Origin of the sequence: Romboutsia faecis, assembly GCF_014323405.1 — a bacterium.
GTDB classification, from domain to species: Bacteria; Bacillota; Clostridia; order Peptostreptococcales; family Peptostreptococcaceae; genus Romboutsia_E; species Romboutsia_E faecis.
Genome location: NZ_JACRWE010000006.1, coordinates 55805 through 73112, shown reverse-complemented (window position 1 = coordinate 73112; position 17308 = coordinate 55805). Strand labels below are relative to the sequence as shown.

The window sequence follows — 17308 nt, the reverse complement described above, 5'->3', positions numbered from 1 at the left end:
TATGAACTATTTTAAGAAAGATTACATAGTGAATATATCATCATTGATTAATAGAGAGTTAAATTTTTATGCTCATGTGGATGAAAATAGAAAAGAAACCTTACAAGAGCATATAGATTTATGTAATAAATATTTTGATAAGATAAACAAATCAAAAGAAATGGGGAGAATATTTAAAAACTTTGAAGATTTATATTTAAATGACTTAGATGAAGAGTACATTTTACTCTTTAGAAAACTTGTTATAAATACAATAAATTTTCATGATATAGGAAAGATAAATCCAGAGTTTCAACACCGTAAGATGAATAATAAAATATTGGATAAATCTATATTTGAAGGAATAAAAGATAAACATTCTATTATTTCTTCTGTATTATATATAAACTATTTTATTGATGAAATAGATAATATAAAGAAAGTAAACAAAGCTGTAGGTAAGAAATTATCTCAAATATTATTTTTGAATGGATATATTATTTCAAGACATCATAGTAAATTGAGTGATTTTGAAGAGTTTGTAAAATCATTTGATGAAGATTATTGTGGCGATGCAGATAAAGTAATAAGTTCACTTAATAATAGTTACAACTATGTATATAATAAAGAATTTAATAGATCAACAAAAGTTATGCTAAAGAAGTGTAGAAATGTAAAAAAGACATTAATAAAAAATAGTAAAGAAGAAAGTATTTATGTATATACATATGTAAAACTATTATTTTCATTGTTAGTTGCATGTGATTTTTATGCAACTACTGAATTTATGAATAACTTAGAGCTAAATGAATTTGGAGAAATAAGTGATATATCTAATTTTTACGATCTATATAAAGAAAGTGAAATTTATAAAAGTATAAGAAATTATGAAAAAAATGAATATAAAAAAGAAAATGATTTAAAAAATGAAAATGATATAAATGTATTGCGAACAGAAATGTTTTTAGATGCAGAAAATGAACTTTTTAGAAATTTAAACAGTGATATTTTCTTCTTAGAGGCTCCAACAGGTAGTGGGAAAAGTAATGTATCTATAAATCTTAGCTTTAAGCTTTTAGAAGAGAATAAATCTATGAATAAAATATATTATATTTATCCATTTAATACATTAATAGAGCAAAATATAAGTTCATTAGAAATGATATTTATAAATGATGTAAATCCAATAGACAATGTATTTAATAATATAGCAGTAGTAAACTCCATTAATCCTATTAAAGTTGAAAATGAAAAAGATATTAATGAAGATATTACAGAAGAGTTTGATTACAAATATTATGCAAAAGCATTATTAGATAGGCAATTCTTAAATTATCCTATGATATTGACTACACATGTTAGTTTATTTAACACAATGTTTGATAGCCGTAAAGAATCATTATTTTCATTTCACCAACTAGCGAATAGCGTAATTGTATTAGATGAAATTCAGAGCTATAAAAATACAATATGGTCTGAGATAATAACTTTCTTGAAGGGATTTTCAAAAATACTAAATATGAAGGTAATAATAATGTCTGCAACCCTTCCTAATTTAAATTATCTTACAGACTCAGATGAAGATACGACTACTCTTATTAAAGATAGAGAAAAGTATTTTAGTAATCCATTATTCAAAGATAGAGTTGTAGTAAATTATGATTTAATAGAAAAAGAAATTGAAGAAATTTATGACCATGTAAAAAATAGCAGTCTCAAAGGCAAGAAAATACTAGTTGAATTTATAAAGAAACAAAGTGCATATGAGTTTTATAATAAACTAAAAGAAGACGAAGAAATTAACTCTAAGATAGAACTTATAACTGGAGATGATAACTCCATAGAAAGACAAAGAATAATTAATATTGCCAAAAACTCTAATAATATTATACTAATAGCTACTCAAGTAATAGAGGCTGGAGTAGACATTGATATGGATATAGGCTATAAAGATATATCAAAATTAGATAGTGATGAGCAATTTATGGGAAGAATAAATCGTTCATGCAAAAAAAGTGGAATTGTATACTTTTTCAATGTAGATAAGGCAGATCTTATTTATAAAAATGATATTAGAATGAATAAAAAGTTTACCTTAGAAGATGAAAATATGAAAAAGATATTAGTAAATAAGTATTTCAAAGACTACTATCTACCGATATTAAAAGCTCTTAAAACTTACTATAACGATTCATTATCTGAACTTAATCTAAATGAATTTTTCTCTGAAGATGTTGGTGGATTAAAGTTTGATAAAATAACATCACGAATGAAACTGATAGAAGAAGATATGTGGAGTATATCTGTATACTTATCAAGAAATATAGAAAAAGAAGATGGGACTATATTATATGGAAATGAGATTTGGGATAGCTACAAGACTATATTATTAGATAAAAACTTAGATTATGCTAAGAGGCAAATCAAATTGTCAGAAGCTAGAAGTCTACTTAATTATTTTATATATCAAGTAAAGAAATGTGATTTAATTTATAATGATAGAATTGGAGATTTATATTTCATAGAAGATGGTGAAAAATATTTCAGAGATGGGAAAGTGGATAAAGAAAAATTAATAACTGGAATAGGAGATTTTATATAGTGAAAGTAAATGGAACATTGGTAAATTACTATTTTCATTGTAAGAGACAATGTTACCTTCATGGCAATAGGATTAACTTAGAAGATAATAGCGAAATTGTTAAGATAGGTAAATCTATTCATGAAAGTAAATCAGAAGAGAGCAAAAATACAGAGATATCAATAGATAATATAAAGTTAGATAAACTAACTTCTGAATATCTTACAGAAATTAAAAAATCAGATGCAGATATTGAAGCTGCAAAATGGCAATTGATATTTTATTTGAAAGTCTTAAAAAATAAAGGAATACTAAGAAAAGGGAAACTAGAATGTATAGAGAAAAATAAATCGGATAAAAAAGTATTATATTATGACTTAAACGAAGATATAGAAGTAGAGCTAGAAAAATATATAAAAGAGATTGAAACTCTTTTAGAATGTGATACTATACCTGATGTTTTAAATAAAGCGAAATGTAAAAGATGTGCATATTATGAATATTGCTATATATAGGAGGTAATATGGGAAGTACAAGATACATAGCTTCAATGGGAGAACTAACAAGAAAAGATAACTCATTATGTTTTAGAAAGAATGGTAAAAATGTATATATTCCAGTAGAAAATACAAAAGAAATATACTGTTTAAATGAAGTAAGTATTAACACTAAGTTATTAGATTTCCTATCACAAAATAATATAATAGTTCATTTCTTTAATTACTACGAGGGATATAGTGGGACTTATTATCCTAAGAATCAATACAACAGTGGTAAATTATTAGTAAAGCAGGTAAGTAAATTTGAAAACAATAGACTGGATATTGCAAAATCGATTGTAACAGGTATAGGTATCAATATCAGAGAAGTATTATATCACTATTATAAACACAATAAAAAAGAAGTAAAAGGCACTATAGATTGGATAAAAAATACCTTTTTTGATAGAGTTGAGAAAAGTAAGGATATAAAAGTGCTGATGTGTGTAGAGGGAGAATTATGGGAGAGATTTTATCGTGAATTTAAAAACTTTTTACCAGAAGATTTTATTATGAATAAGAGAGTAAAAAGACCACCTGATAATCCTATTAATGCACTAGTTTCCTTTGGGAATAGCTTATTATATACGAAAACAATATCATCGATATACAGAACACATTTAGATCAGAGAATCAGCTATTTACATGAACCATCAGAAGGGAGATTTTCTTTAAGTTTAGATATAAGTGAAGTATTTAAACCAGTCTTAGTATATAAAACAATTTTTGATTTGGTAAACAATAAAAAAATTCAAGTTTCCAAGCACTTTGAAAAAAAGGTAAATTATTGTTTGCTAAATGAAGAGGGAAGAAATATATTTATTAGTGCATTTGAGGATAGAATGGAGTCAGTATTTCTTCATCCAAAGCTAAAGAGAAAAGTATCATACAGGACTGCGATTAAGTTAGATTGTTATAAGCTTATAAAATATATCATGGAAGATAAGGATTTTATCCCTTTTAGTTTAAAGGAGAAGATGTAGTATGAGTAAAAAAATGAATTATAATTATGCATTTGTTTTTTATGATGTGGGAGAGAAGAGAGTAAATAAGGTTTTTAAGGTATGTAAAAAGTATTTGTCTCACTTTCAGAAATCTGTTTTTAGAGGAGATATGTCTCCTTCTAAACTTATTAATTTTAAGAGTGATTTGAATAAAGTCATAGATAAAGAAGAGGATTTCATTTGTATTATTAAGTTGATGAATGATAGTGTATTTGGGGAAGAAGTAATTGGACATTCTAAAAACTCTACAGGAGAAGATTTGATAATTTAAATTTACCAAGTGGGTTATGAATTTGAATTTATTAGGATTAGCAGTACCAATGAACAGAGCTGAATTGTGAAAAATATTAGAAAATTAAATTTTAGTTGGTAAATTTACATTATAATGAGTTATTTACTTGAGTTAGCTATTATTATATAATGTAAGAATATAGTATTTTAGTAGGATTAACAGTAACATGAGATGTATTTAAATAGATATCATATCTAAACCAACTTCTAGTGAATCTCAAGATTAACAGTAACATGAGATGTATTTAAATTTCCAAGAGCGAGGGTTAAATAAAATTTGACATTCAGATTAACAGTAACATGAGATGTATTTAAATGAACTCATTTTAACGCCATCTTTAAGAAAATCAGAAGATTAACAGTAACATGAGATGTATTTAAATGTACCATTCCAACCACTAGGAACAACAGGCTTTACAGATTAACAGTAACATGAGATGTATTTAAATATATCTTTTGCCCACATATTGTTAGCATTATCAAAAGATTAACAGTAACATGAGATGTATTTAAATCATTGATACAATATGTGATATAATAATCATAAATTGATTAACAGTAACATGAGATGTATTTAAATTTATCTAAACAAATAGGTTTTATAGATAATAAAATTGATTAACAGTAACATGAGATGTATTTAAATGAGGAAAACAAGTGGCGAACAAGACAGATAAAGTTGGATTAACAGTAACATGAGATGTATTTAAATACAAAACATACCTCTATAAGTATTGCAGGACAATTAGATTAACAGTAACATGAGATGTATTTAAATGTTACACCCGTAAGATAAAGAGGACTAAAATCCAAGGATTAACAGTAACATGAGATGTATTTAAATAGCAAATGGGTTGCAATACTGAAAGAAAGGGGATCTGATTAACAGTAACATGAGATGTATTTAAATAATACATTAGGTGTAAAGTCCTTTGTCTTACTTGCAGATTAACAGTAACATGAGATGTATTTAAATAAATCAACTTGAACCTCAACAAACTCCATATTTTCAGATTAACAGTAACATGAGATGTATTTAAATTATAATACGTCATATAAGCACCAACATTATCGCATGATTAACAGTAACATGAGATGTATTTAAATTTGAGAGCATCACATATAACTTTTACTACATTGTCTGATTAACAGTAACATTAGATGTATTTAAATGTGTAGAAGAATTGAAAGAATCGTATTATAAGAAAGATTAACAGCAACATGAGATGTATTTAAATTCTTTATAGATTTAATCTTAGCTGGATCATCTGCTCCGATTAACAGTAACATGAGATGTATTTAAATTGTCATTATAGTTATACTTTCTTATCCTTGCGCCCGGATTAACAGTAACATGAGATGTATTCGAAACTATGTTTTTAATGAAGTTTTATTTGATGGATATATTTTAATAAAATAGTATTATTAAATGAACCATACTTAATATTAAAAATATGTATAAATTAATAATAACAAAATGTAAAAAAGGCAGGACAATAAGTCCCACCCTTAATTTTATTACTTAAAATTAACCAAAACAGAAGATAATTCATTTATACTATCAGATAACACCTGTAGCTTTCCTTCAATCCTAACTAAAAGATACATAGAAAGAGCAATTGGAAAACCAACATTAGCTATAATAGTCAAGAAATTATTATCCATAAAACTACCTCCTATAACTTAAGGTCAAATTCAGTAGTATCAGTTTGAACAACCTTAGCTTTTACAACTTCCTTTAAATCAACATTATCTGGAGAAAAAATATTTTTCTCAATTATTAAATTCATAGCATCTATTATCTCAGATTCAGTCAAACTATCCTTAGGATCATCAACTGTTAAGTTAACAGTTTTATCACCTTTAGATTTAAAAGTCATTATTAATTTTAAAACAGTATCCATTATCAATTACCTCCTTATATTTTTATATTGTTTTATGATATTGATGTATAGTCGATTTTCACGACGTCGTATAAATCGTGCTTTTGTAAGTTTCCAATTGCATTTGCAACTTCTAAAATATCATCAGCTGATGAGCTTTCCTTTAAGTTAGAGAAAGTTTTACTTCCCATAACTGCCTTTCCATTTGGACCTAGTCCTTTGTTAAATTGTAATTTTAGTGAAGAAGCATTTTTTATTTCTGTTGCCATTGTATCTACCTCCTTTTTATGTAAGGCTTTTGCCTTTGATAAAAGAATACTATTTTAATTTTTTCTGTAGTTGTAATTTATGATAGGAATATTGGTAGCAATAAATTATCAAGAAGTTAGAAATAAATAATAAAAAATAAAATGGAATGAAAAAAAATGTAGAAAAATGTAAAATGATTATACGAACGTATGTTCGTATAATTTCACCAAAAATATTGTAATTTGTTTTTAATACTGATATTATTTAATTAAATTGGTAAAGGAGGTATAAAAATGAAGAGATTAGATAAAGAGCTTGTAACAAGAGAAAAGGTTTTTACAGAGATAAAGGGATATATAGATGAATTTGGGATATCTCCAACTGTTAGAGAATTAGTAAAACTAGTGGGGGTAAAATCTCCAGCAACAATTCAAAGACATATAGATGGTTTAGTGGAATCTGGAAAAATAATAAGAGAAAGTAATAAGCCAAGAACAATAAGAATAGGAAGAATATAAATAGGGGGGGATAAGTATGGGCATGTTAAAAAACTTATTTAATAAATCAATGAATGATAATAAGTATCCATTTGGAACAAAGGAATGTGGGCAATTTTTAAAAGAGGTATATAAGGAATCTATAGATGAAACTATTATTTTAAAAGACGATATTTACGAAACTATAGAGCAATATGATGAAATTATTGATAACATATCGAGGTTAGAATTTAAGAAAGCATACATAGAACATTTTTTACAAAATGAAATGAAAGAATATGAAACTGCATTTTGTAAGGAAAGAAAAATCACCTGGAAATCAGTTAGTAGGAATAGTTTAGATTTAAAAAAATTTAAATTAGATAATCCGGATTTGGCTAATAAGTATTTAAAAACTAATAAAGTTAAGGTTTTTAAAGTTTTTTAATCGGACAAGTAGATAGGGCGAATACCTACCTGTCCATGGCAAAAACTTATCTTGAAATAAAGTTTGTAAAATATATGCCATTTAGTTTATTATAACATAAATTGGAAAATGGTGTTATAAAGATAGTATAGTTGAATGATTAAAGTAGAGAATTTTTATATAAATATGATAGATTAGTGAGATAATTAATTTTATGGTAAGAAAGGGGAGTTATTATGAGAGATAGTATGTTAGAAGAAGTAACTATAAAGGATATACCAAAAAGCTTTAGGGATATAGCTGAAGTTATAGGAATAGATGCATATAAAAAATTAGTTAGATATGTGGGTGGAAGTACTGTATATGTACCAGTAGAAGGGTGTTTAACTAGAGAAGTTAGAAATAGAATTCTTAAGGACTCTTTCAATGGGGATTATAAAAGTATCGCTAGAAAGTACAATATTAGTGAAGCTCATGTTAGAAGAATAATTAATCAGCAATAATTTAACTTATATATAAAGGAAATGCTTAAAATAATGGATGGAATTAATATTTCATTCATTATTTTTTATTTGTAACCTGTGTTACAGTAAGTTAAATGTAATTACTTTATACTGTAGATATAGCAACACAATAGATACAAATCAACTTAAAAATAGGAGGAATTAAAATGAGTTTATTTTTAGGAAAGATACATTATTGGTTATTTAATAAAATTTTATGGTTTGAAGGATTAGAAAGTGAAATAATAAATTTAGCAAATGAACAAAATCTAGATATAGAAAAGTTAAGTAATGAAATTAATTTAAAGTATGGTGAAAAACTTCCAAACAAAAACCTAGAAGATATGATAGATACAAAAAACATACATGGCTGGCTACAAAGTAAAATACATTCTGCAGAAGGAAGAATGGCTACGTGGACTACTACTATACTAAATAGTAATGAACAATCTATTATAAAAATGGAGAAAATATATATAGAACAAGGTATAAAAGCAGCAAAAGAAGTAAAATCTAATCAAGTAATTGAAAATGCAAAGGAAATATACAATAGCATTAATGACTATATATTAGATGGTATGCCATGCGATAGGGTAAATGAAATTATTATATCTGAAGATGATTGTGTAGAGTACAGAAGAAGAATATGTGTCCATAAAGATATATGGAATAAAGAAAATGGAGATGTTAATATATTCTATAAATTAAGATGCTTATGGATAAAAGCTTTTGTAAATGAATTGAATAGTGATTTTGAATATACTGAAAATAGTGATGGAATTAGTATAATAAAGAGAAAGTAAATATAAAATACAAATGACATGGAGGTATTGCTATGAAAATAATAAATATTAATGAAATAGATACAAATAGAGAATTTTTAGTAGTTAATGAAAAGTTTAAAACATTATTTTTTAAATTTGAAGAAGGCAAAGGTCTACCTAATCATTCACATAATGGATTTGCAACTATTCAAGTTGTAAGTGGAATTTTAGATATAGAGTTTGAAAATGGTGAAAAATTCGAGCTTAAAGAAGGCGATTTTTTACCTTTTGACGCAAGAATTACGCATAATGTTATAGCTAGAGTTTGTAGCAAGGTGTTGGTTACTATATCACAACCACTAGATTAATAATAAATAAACAATATTTATAATAAAAATGTACTATTCATGGCTAAATAACACATGTATAGTACATTTCTTTATTTATAAAGGCATTTAATTTTAATATTTTGATCAAAATTACCAAAATTCTTACCAAAAATATTAATACCACCAGGATTTGGAGTATCTACAGGACATTCGATTTTAAATGTTAGATTATCGATGTCTTCTTTAAAAAACTCACTTAAAGGAGTATCAGATAGAACTATTCCATCTAGGTATACACCGTTACCGTTTATTTTTATTGTTTTAAGTAAACCGTATTCGCTTCCAAGATCCCACCAACTTGGCGTGAAAACACCTTTTCTATCACCAAAATCACCAGGGCTTGTCCATTTTCCTAAAAGCATATCATTTAAATAAAAATAAATATCAGATTTAAATGAGTTATTATATCCAGGAAACTCTGAGCAAACTTCTAAAGAGATTTCTATTTCATCTAAATTACTAAAATTAATATCATAAGTTGGTATAGGATATTCTATATATCCACAAGTAAACCAAATTATAGATAAATCCATTCTATTTGGTGATGCAAAATATCTAGGGTCATCTAAAACACCAAATAATTTATCTTTTGAAGCAAGACCACAAGGTGGAAATATTTTAAATGATGAATATGCTCCTATTGGAATATCTATTTCTGTAAATTTTCTAGTATCTTCTTCGTAATTATTATTTAGTATAACTTGAACTTCACTAGTTTTTATTTTACATAATTTCAGTAGACCTCTTACGCCAGGTTGGGAGTAAGATTCTACGATGTCAACTTCTTCTAATATATTTATATGTTTAGTAACTACGGCAGATGAAATATTAAGGGCAGCACTTAGCTCTTTAATAGACATTTCTTTATTTTGAATTAAAGAAATAATTTTTAATCTAGTTTCACTAGCAAGTGCCTGGAAAAAAGGTAAGTTTTTTTCTAAAGCTTTTATGTACTTTTTATCACCATGTATATTTTCCATATATCTACCTCCGTTTCATATTCCTATTATATCATACATAATATTATATTTATTCTTTCGAGGAAAAAATTAGAAAAATACAAAGGAAAACGTTGACAAAAATAAAAAGTGAGTTTATATTTAAGATATAAGATTAACTAAAAAGTTAATAGAATACCTATTAAGTTAATTACAATAGTGAAATATGCGAATATAGTAATTAAAATAGGATATTTGATTAATGATTTAGTTAATGAAAATAAGGAGGGGATTATTATTTTAGATAAGTTACATTATCCGAGACCTCAATTTATAAGAGGCAATTGGATAGATTTAAATGGGGAATGGGAGTTTGCCTTTGATGATGAAGATAAAGGACAATTTGAAAAAAGTTTTATGAACAATAATTTCTTTGATAGAAAGATTATTGTTCCTTATAGTTATCATACGAAAAACTCTGGTATACATCTAAATGAAGACCATCAAATTGTATGGTACAAAAAGGATTTAAAAATAGATATTAAAGAAAATAAGAGATATATACTAAACTTTGGAGCAGTAGATTACAAATGTGATATTTGGATTGATGAAAATCATATAGCTACACATATAGGGGGACATACTCCTTTTACTGTTGATCTAACAAATCATTTAAAAGAAGATAGCACAATCTATATAAGAGTTGAAGATAGAAACTTATGCATTCAGCCAATAGGTAAGCAATCTTGGAAAAAAGAAAACTTTTTATGCTGGTACACAAGAACTGTTGGAATATGGCAACAAGTTTGGATAGAAGAAGTTGGAGAAATATACTTAACAGATATTAAGATGACTCCACAAATAGATAATGCATCTATAGATTTAGATATTTTAATAAGTGATGATGATAAAGATGTAGATCTTTACGGTGAAGTATATTTTGATGGTGAGTTAATAAATAAATTTGTAACTAATTTTAAATCAAATAGAGCAAGGTTAACAGTTGATGTAAGTAGTGAATCTCCTGATTTTAGATTGAATTTTTGGACTCCAAATACACCAAATTTATATGATATAAAGTTTAAGTTATGCAAAAATGATAAAACACTTGATTATATAGATAGTTATTTTGGAATGAGAAAAGTAGAATCTATAGGAAGAAAAATATATTTAAATAATCAAGAATTTTACCAAAAATTAATATTAGACCAAGGATACTTTAAAGATGGTGGATTAACTGCAACGCCAGAAGAATTAAAAGATGATGTATTAAAGATAAAGGAAATGGGATTTAATGGAGCTAGAAAACATCAAAAGATTGAAGATAATAGGTTTATGTATTTATGTGATACTTTAGGTCTTGTTATGTGGGCAGAAATGCCAAGTACATTTGAGTATAGTAATAAAACAAATGAAAATATAACTAAGGAATTATATTCATTTATAGATAAGCATTACAATAATCCTTCTGTAATAGTTTATACACTTTTAAATGAATCATGGGGAATAAATGAAGTATATAGTGATAAAAAGCAACAAAACTTTGTAAATGCATTAGTATATTTAACAAAGTCTTTAGACAATTCAAGGCTTGTAGTAGGTAATGATGGATGGGAACATACAATAAGTGATATATTAACAATCCATGATTATAATTCAGATAAAGATACTATGGCTAAAAGCTATGAAAATATAGATGAAGCAACAAATGGATCACCATCTAAAACGAGCACAAGAAGATGTTATAGCGAAGGCTATAAATACAACAATGGACCTATAATGATTAGTGAATATGGTGGAGTTGCTTATAATACTAATAAAGATGATACTGAGGAGTCTTGGGGATATGGAGAAAGACTAAATAGTATGGATTCTGTAATAAATAAGATTGAAGAGCTAACAAAAGTTGTAATGGATATTAATGATGTTTGCGGATTCTGTTATACACAGCTTTCAGATGTTGAACAAGAAATAAATGGTCTACTAGATCATAATCATCAATACAAATTTGATCCTAAAAAGATAAGAGAAATATTAGAGTACAACCATAATTTAGGATTTATTTTCAAATAATTAATAGATATAAGAAATTTTAAATTATTTAGGGGAGGAAATAAAATTATGGAATGTGTAAAAACTGATAAAAACTATGATGCTGTAAGTAAAAAAGAATATGTTGGATATTTTGCTTATGGCTTTGGACAATGCTTTAGTTACGGAATAGTAGGATCATTTATACTATTTTTCTATACAGATATATTAAAGATATCTGTTGCAGCAGCAAGTGCTATTTTCTTAATTGCTAGAGTTTGGGATGCTGTAAATGACCCTATGGTAGCAGGATTTATGGATACAAGAAGAACAAAATCTGGTAAATTTAAGGGATATATGAAGTTTGCACCCTTACTTATAATTATTTCAACAGTATTATGCTTTGTATCACCGGATGTATCAACAGGTGGTAAGGTAATTTATGCAGGTATTACATATATATTATGGGGAACTGTTTATACAATATCTGATATTCCTTTTTGGTCTTTATCAGCTGTTATATCTGACAATCCACAAGAAAGAACTAGTTTAGTAACAGCAGCTAACTTAGGTGTATTTGCAGGGATTGGTATTGTAGGTTCTGTATTACCTCCACTTGTAGTATTACTTGGTAGAGGTGTAGCATCTAAAGGTTATTTATTAGGTGTAGCTGCTATAATGTTAGTTGGATATGCATTTATGATGTTTGGATACTCTACAATAAAAGAAAGAGTAGAACCAACACAAGCAGAAAAGGTTACAAAAGAAGATGTCATAAATACATTAAAAACTAATAAACATTTATTTAAAATGTTAGGGGTATTTTCATTAAATTTATTTATGAACATAGTAAATGGAATGGTTATATATTTCTTTACATATAACATGAACAATGCAGAGCTTATGAGTATATTTGGATTTGTAGGAACTGCAAGTGCTTTAGGATTCTTTGGAATACCAATGTTAACTAAGAAGTTTAAAAAGAAACATATATTAATGACTATAGTATCAGTAGATATAGTTGTAAGAGTTGGTCTTTATATGCTAGGTTACTCAAATGTAGGAGTGTTAATGATAATGCTTGGAATAACACAATTCTTACATGCAGCAGCTGGACCATTAATGTCAACAATGATAGCTGAAACTATAGAGTACAGTGAAGCAAGAACTGGTAAGAGATGTGAGGCAATAATATTTAGTGGACAAACTTTCACAGGTAAACTTGCAGCAGCTTTATCAGGAGCTTTAAGTGGTGTTATATTAACAATGATAGGATATAATGCTAATGCAACAGTACAGTCAGCACAAACACTTAATGGATTATTTTTAGCAATATCAATTGTACCTATAGTAGGTTCGGTTTTAAGACTTATAATTTTATCAACATATAAGTACACTGAAGATGAGTACAAAAAAGACTTACAAATACTAGAAAGTAGAAGAACAGTATAAATTATATAATTATAATATTTACCTTAATAAATAGAGAGCTGAAAAGTTCTCTATTTATTTTAAATTATAAACATAAATTGGGGGATACGATATGAAGATTAGTAAAAGAAAATTTGGATTAAGTAAAGATAAAGAAATTGTATATGAATTTAAAATAGAAAATAAAAATGGATCTTATATTACAGTTTTAAATTATGGGTGTACGCTAACATCAATAGTAGTTCCAAATAAAGATAATAATTTAGTAGATGTATGCTTAGGATATAATACAATTCAAGAGTATGAAAATAATGATGGATATTTAGGTGCAGTAGTTGGAAGACACGCAAATAGAATAAGATATGGGAAATTTATACTAAATAATAAAGTTTATAATATAGCTATTAACAATGGACCAAATCATTTACATGGAGGGGAAAAAGGGTTTGATAAATATATTTGGGATTATAGCATAAAAGAAAATGGGTTAATCTTCACAAGAATATCGAAACATCTAGAAGAAGGATATCCAGGTAATCTAAATGTAAAGGTTGAATATGAATTTAATAATAATAATGAGTTGACTATAAGTTATGAAGCTTTTAGTGATTCAGATACAATAGTAAATTTAACTAATCATTGTTACTTTAATTTAAATGGAGAGAATAAAGGAAGTATATTAAATCATTATTTAAAATTAAACTCAAGTTTATACACTGAAAATGATAAAAATTGTTTACCTACAGGTGAGCTGTTAAATGTTGAAGATTCTCCATTTGATTTTAGAAGATGTAAAAAGATTGGGCTTAATATAGAGGACGATCATGATCAATTAAAAAATGGTTTAGGATATGACCATAACTTTGTTTTAGATTCTAAAGATATGTTAAAGTATGTAGGTTTTCTTTTAGGTGATGAAAGTAAGATTAAAATGGATATTTACACTACATGTCCTGGAATTCAATTTTATAGTGGAAATGTTTTATCTGGAGATTTAGGAAAGAACAATACTAAATATACTAAAAGAACAGGATTATGTCTAGAAACTCAATATTTCCCAAATTCATTGGAATGTACTAATTTTCCTTCAGTAATATTAAAAAAATCAGATATTTATAAAGAAAAAACTATATACAAATTTTCTATTTAAGATTAAATAAATGGTTAATAGCTATAGTGAAATTAATATATAAAGGCTACTAGAAAATATCTAGTAGCCTAATTTTATTCTAAAATAAAACTTTTTCTTAAAACCAACTCTGAATTTAAAAGAACAGTCTTTTTACATTTTCTTTCTTCAATTATTTGTTCAGACAACAATGAAATAGAAGTCTTACATAATTCGGGGATATCTATATGGAAAGTGCTAAGAGGAGGAGAAACATATTTTGCAATATCAATATTGTTTATACTGATAATACTAACCCTTTGAGGGATAGAAATATTATTTTCATTAAGTGCTTGAAGTACGCCAATAGCTATTGCATCAGATGCAACAAAGAAAGCAGTTGGCAAATCTTCTTTTAAATCCTCAATAGCTTTTTTCGTTAATTCATATCCATTATTAACAGAGAATTTTGGTCCTATAAATATATTATTTTCATTAAGTAGATTTAATTTTGACATATAGTCTCTAAATGAAATTTCTCTTATATCTTTTTCATGTGTATTTGTATCGTGATTGAAATATGTACCACCGATAAAACCAATATTAGTATGGCCACATTTTACAAAGTATTCAATTGCTTTTTGCGTTATTCTAGGTGTATTAGGTTGTATAGAATCAAATAAATCCGGATTTGGATTTGAGTCTATAAAAACACCATTTTCAGTAATTTCATGTAGCTTTTTTATTTCTTCATTAGAAAAACCACCAACAGCAATAAAACCACTTATATCATTTGGTATTTTATTAATACCATCTTGTTGTTTAACAACAACTAATTCCATATTCTTATCATTTGCATATTTTTCAAGTTGAATACGCATCTCTTTGAAGTATACATCTTCTAGCTCCTCTGTATCAGTAATCCAAAATAGTAATGCAATTTTTTCTATAATAGCTTTTATATACTTTCTTTCATATCCTAGCGAAAGAGCAGTATTTAAAATTTTTTTCTTAGTTTTAGGTGAGACTGATAAAGAGTTATCATTATTTAATAATCTTGAAACTGTAGATGTAGAAAAACCAGATTTTTCAGCAATTTCTTTTATAGTGACCATGATAACCTCCGTTAATTTTTTATTTATAAGTATATTATAACTATATTATGTATATTTAGTAAAGTAATTTCCTTAAAGAATTTAGTAAATATATTTACTAAAAAGACATAAGCTTAGACAGATATTTTATAAAAATATTGATTTTTAATAAGAAAATTGCTTGATAATAGTTAGAATATAATATTATAATTAAGTTGTAAGTTAAAGTATTTACTAATTTATAGAAAAAAATTAGTAAATATATTTACAAAATATAATTACTTAATATATACTTATATTAGAAAACGATTTCAAAATAACTAGGGGGAATAAAATATGTTCAAAAGAATTTGTTCATTAATATTATGTGGAGCTTTAGTAGTAGGTATGACAGGATGTGGACCTACAACAGGTGATGATGATAATAAAACTTCATCAGGAACTAAAAACAACTCAGAATATGACTTATTAGTTTGGGAAGACCAAAGTAAGTCTAAAGGAATAGAAGAAGCAGTTAAGAAGTTTGAAGAAGAAAAGGGAGTAAAAATAAAAGTAGTTGAAAAAACTTATGCAAATCAAATAGAAGATTTAAGGTTAGATGGACCAGCAGGTTCTGGGGCTGATGTAATAACAATACCAGGAGACCAAATAGGAACAGCAGTTACATCTGGATTACTTAAAGAATTAGATATAGATGAAAAAACAAAAGAAATGTACACAGACTCAGCAATGGAGTCTCAAATAATAGATGGAAAAGTTTATGGTCTTCCTAAGGCTGTCGAAACTCAAATATTATACTACAACAAAGATATAATATCTGAAGAAGAATTACCTAAAACTACTGATGAATGGTTAGAGTATTCTAAAACAGCAACTAAAGATGGAAAATACGGATTATTAGCATTATGGGATCAAATATACTATGCACAAGGTGTTATGAGTGGATTTGATGGATATATATTTGGAAAAAATGCTGATGGAAGCTTTAATGCAGAAGATTTAGGACTTAATAATGAAGGAGCTGTAAAAGCAGGAGAGTATATAGCAGAGTTTTATAATAGTGGAGTATTCCCTAAAGGAATAGTAGGGGAACAAGGTATAAACACTTTAGATTCATTATTTACTGAAGGTAAAGCAGCTGCTGTAATATCTGGTCCTTGGAATATAGATCCTTATAAAGAAGCTGGAATAAACTATGGTGTTAAAGAATTACCTACATTACCAAATGGAGAACATATGGGATCATTAATAGGAGTAAAAAGCTACAATGTAAGTTCATATAGTAAAAATCCAGAGTTAGCTGAAGAATTAGTTGAGTTCTTAGCAAATGAAGAAAATTCAAAAGCTAGATACGAAATAACTCAAGAAGTTCCAGCAATAAAAGCATTAGCTGAAGATGAATCAGTAACAAGCAATGAAAGTGCTAAAGCAGTTGCAGAACAATCTCAATATGCTGAATTAACACCTGGTATAACAGAAATGAACTCTGTATGGGAGCCAATTGATGCAGCTCTTCAAACAATAGCTACAGGAAAAGCTAATGCTAAAGATGCTTTAGACAATGCTGTAACAACTATTAAAAACACAATATCTGCAATTAAAAAATAATATATAAATAATA

Annotated in this window: 18 protein-coding genes and 1 CRISPR repeat array; of the genes, 13 read left to right on the top strand and 5 right to left on the bottom strand. The window is 26.7% G+C overall.

Annotation, left to right across the window (positions count from 1 at the left end; genetic code table 11):
- Position 1: 1 nt before the first annotated feature.
- The 4 genes from cas3 to cas2 are packed head-to-tail and all read left to right on the top strand — an operon-like array spanning position 2 to position 4374.
- Complete coding sequence (gene cas3 / locus H8923_RS12935) at positions 2-2581, top strand: CRISPR-associated helicase Cas3' (protein WP_153972377.1); 2580 nt, start codon at positions 2-4, stop codon at positions 2579-2581.
- A complete protein-coding gene (locus tag H8923_RS12930) occupies positions 2581-3075 on the top strand; it encodes a CRISPR-associated protein Cas4 (RefSeq protein WP_187127945.1) in 495 nt (164 codons plus the stop codon). Before cas3 ends, H8923_RS12930 begins: the two co-directional genes overlap by 1 nt.
- A gap of 8 nt (positions 3076-3083) precedes the next feature.
- Entirely contained in the window at positions 3084-4082 is a 999-nt protein-coding gene (gene cas1b / locus H8923_RS12925) for a type I-B CRISPR-associated endonuclease Cas1b (RefSeq protein WP_153972378.1), read from the top strand.
- 1 nt (position 4083) lies between these two features.
- Complete coding sequence (gene cas2 / locus H8923_RS12920) at positions 4084-4374, top strand: CRISPR-associated endonuclease Cas2 (protein ID WP_153972379.1); 291 nt, start codon at positions 4084-4086, stop codon at positions 4372-4374.
- A 174-nt stretch (positions 4375-4548) separates the two neighbouring features.
- Positions 4549-5765: a CRISPR direct-repeat array (repeat unit 30 nt; unit sequence GATTAACAGTAACATGAGATGTATTTAAAT).
- Positions 5766-5912: 147 nt separating this feature from the next.
- On the opposite strand, the gene H8923_RS12915 is transcribed toward cas2, so the two are convergent.
- Genes H8923_RS12915 through H8923_RS12905 form a run of 3 tightly spaced genes read right to left on the bottom strand, consistent with a single transcriptional unit; the run spans position 5913 to position 6546 of the window.
- A complete protein-coding gene (locus tag H8923_RS12915) occupies positions 5913-6059 on the bottom strand; it encodes a YvrJ family protein (RefSeq protein WP_153972380.1) in 147 nt (48 codons plus the stop codon).
- Between the two features lie 11 nt (positions 6060-6070).
- Entirely contained in the window at positions 6071-6298 is a 228-nt protein-coding gene (locus tag H8923_RS12910; protein ID WP_153972381.1) for a DUF2922 domain-containing protein, read from the bottom strand.
- A gap of 32 nt (positions 6299-6330) precedes the next feature.
- A complete protein-coding gene (locus tag H8923_RS12905) occupies positions 6331-6546 on the bottom strand; it encodes a DUF1659 domain-containing protein (RefSeq protein ID WP_153972382.1) in 216 nt (71 codons plus the stop codon).
- Positions 6547-6819: 273 nt separating this feature from the next.
- Between H8923_RS12905 and H8923_RS12900 the strand changes: the two genes are divergently transcribed.
- From H8923_RS12900 to H8923_RS12880, 5 genes are all read left to right on the top strand, one after another.
- Positions 6820-7044 (top strand): LexA family protein, encoded by a 225-nt coding sequence (locus tag H8923_RS12900; protein WP_153972383.1) that lies wholly within the window; start codon positions 6820-6822, stop codon positions 7042-7044.
- Between the two features lie 16 nt (positions 7045-7060).
- Positions 7061-7450 (top strand): hypothetical protein, encoded by a 390-nt coding sequence (locus H8923_RS12895; RefSeq protein WP_153972384.1) that lies wholly within the window; start codon positions 7061-7063, stop codon positions 7448-7450.
- A gap of 215 nt (positions 7451-7665) precedes the next feature.
- Entirely contained in the window at positions 7666-7932 is a 267-nt protein-coding gene (locus H8923_RS12890) for a Mor transcription activator family protein (protein WP_153972385.1), read from the top strand.
- Between the two features lie 167 nt (positions 7933-8099).
- Positions 8100-8735, top strand: a complete 636-nt coding sequence (locus H8923_RS12885) for a hypothetical protein (protein ID WP_153972386.1) — start codon at positions 8100-8102, stop codon at positions 8733-8735.
- A gap of 32 nt (positions 8736-8767) precedes the next feature.
- Complete coding sequence (locus H8923_RS12880; protein ID WP_153972387.1) at positions 8768-9064, top strand: cupin domain-containing protein; 297 nt, start codon at positions 8768-8770, stop codon at positions 9062-9064.
- Positions 9065-9135: 71 nt separating this feature from the next.
- Here H8923_RS12880 and H8923_RS12875 read toward each other — a convergent pair whose 3' ends face one another.
- The gene (locus H8923_RS12875) at positions 9136-10065 is read right to left on the bottom strand and encodes an ArsR/SmtB family transcription factor (protein ID WP_153972388.1); all 930 of its coding nucleotides are present in this window, start codon (positions 10063-10065) and stop codon (positions 9136-9138) included.
- Positions 10066-10278: 213 nt separating this feature from the next.
- Between H8923_RS12875 and H8923_RS12870 the strand changes: the two genes are divergently transcribed.
- The 3 genes from H8923_RS12870 (at position 10279) to H8923_RS12860 (ending at position 14635) form a co-directional block, all read left to right on the top strand.
- The gene (locus H8923_RS12870) at positions 10279-12096 is read left to right on the top strand and encodes a glycoside hydrolase family 2 protein (protein WP_153972389.1); all 1818 of its coding nucleotides are present in this window, start codon (positions 10279-10281) and stop codon (positions 12094-12096) included.
- A gap of 48 nt (positions 12097-12144) precedes the next feature.
- Positions 12145-13506, top strand: coding sequence for an MFS transporter (locus H8923_RS12865; RefSeq protein WP_153972390.1), 1362 nt, complete (start codon positions 12145-12147; stop codon positions 13504-13506).
- A 91-nt stretch (positions 13507-13597) separates the two neighbouring features.
- A complete protein-coding gene (locus tag H8923_RS12860; protein WP_153972391.1) occupies positions 13598-14635 on the top strand; it encodes an aldose epimerase family protein in 1038 nt (345 codons plus the stop codon).
- A 74-nt stretch (positions 14636-14709) separates the two neighbouring features.
- Here the strand turns inward: H8923_RS12860 and H8923_RS12855 are convergent, their stop codons facing one another.
- Positions 14710-15708 (bottom strand): LacI family DNA-binding transcriptional regulator, encoded by a 999-nt coding sequence (locus H8923_RS12855; RefSeq protein WP_153972392.1) that lies wholly within the window; start codon positions 15706-15708, stop codon positions 14710-14712.
- Between the two features lie 315 nt (positions 15709-16023).
- Between H8923_RS12855 and H8923_RS12850 the strand changes: the two genes are divergently transcribed.
- A complete protein-coding gene (locus tag H8923_RS12850; RefSeq protein ID WP_153972393.1) occupies positions 16024-17295 on the top strand; it encodes a sugar ABC transporter substrate-binding protein in 1272 nt (423 codons plus the stop codon).
- The last annotated feature ends 13 nt before the right edge of the window (positions 17296-17308 follow it).

Excerpts from the sequence above, each read along its gene's own strand:
- cas3 (WP_153972377.1), top strand. The coding sequence starts at position 2 with ATGAACTATTTTAAGAAAGATTACATAGTGAATATATCATCATTGATT.
- cas1b (WP_153972378.1), top strand. The coding sequence starts at position 3,084 with ATGGGAAGTACAAGATACATAGCTTCAATGGGAGAACTAACAAGAAAA.
- cas2 (WP_153972379.1), top strand. The coding sequence starts at position 4,084 with ATGAGTAAAAAAATGAATTATAATTATGCATTTGTTTTTTATGATGTG.
- H8923_RS12915 (WP_153972380.1), bottom strand. The coding sequence starts at position 6,059 with ATGGATAATAATTTCTTGACTATTATAGCTAATGTTGGTTTTCCAATT.
- H8923_RS12910 (WP_153972381.1), bottom strand. The coding sequence starts at position 6,298 with ATGGATACTGTTTTAAAATTAATAATGACTTTTAAATCTAAAGGTGAT.
- H8923_RS12905 (WP_153972382.1), bottom strand. The coding sequence starts at position 6,546 with ATGGCAACAGAAATAAAAAATGCTTCTTCACTAAAATTACAATTTAAC.
- H8923_RS12900 (WP_153972383.1), top strand. The coding sequence starts at position 6,820 with ATGAAGAGATTAGATAAAGAGCTTGTAACAAGAGAAAAGGTTTTTACA.
- H8923_RS12895 (WP_153972384.1), top strand. The coding sequence starts at position 7,061 with ATGGGCATGTTAAAAAACTTATTTAATAAATCAATGAATGATAATAAG.
- H8923_RS12890 (WP_153972385.1), top strand. The coding sequence starts at position 7,666 with ATGAGAGATAGTATGTTAGAAGAAGTAACTATAAAGGATATACCAAAA.
- H8923_RS12885 (WP_153972386.1), top strand. The coding sequence starts at position 8,100 with ATGAGTTTATTTTTAGGAAAGATACATTATTGGTTATTTAATAAAATT.
- H8923_RS12880 (WP_153972387.1), top strand. The coding sequence starts at position 8,768 with ATGAAAATAATAAATATTAATGAAATAGATACAAATAGAGAATTTTTA.
- H8923_RS12875 (WP_153972388.1), bottom strand. The coding sequence starts at position 10,065 with ATGGAAAATATACATGGTGATAAAAAGTACATAAAAGCTTTAGAAAAA.
- H8923_RS12865 (WP_153972390.1), top strand. The coding sequence starts at position 12,145 with ATGGAATGTGTAAAAACTGATAAAAACTATGATGCTGTAAGTAAAAAA.
- H8923_RS12860 (WP_153972391.1), top strand. The coding sequence starts at position 13,598 with ATGAAGATTAGTAAAAGAAAATTTGGATTAAGTAAAGATAAAGAAATT.
- H8923_RS12855 (WP_153972392.1), bottom strand. The coding sequence starts at position 15,708 with ATGGTCACTATAAAAGAAATTGCTGAAAAATCTGGTTTTTCTACATCT.
- H8923_RS12850 (WP_153972393.1), top strand. The coding sequence starts at position 16,024 with ATGTTCAAAAGAATTTGTTCATTAATATTATGTGGAGCTTTAGTAGTA.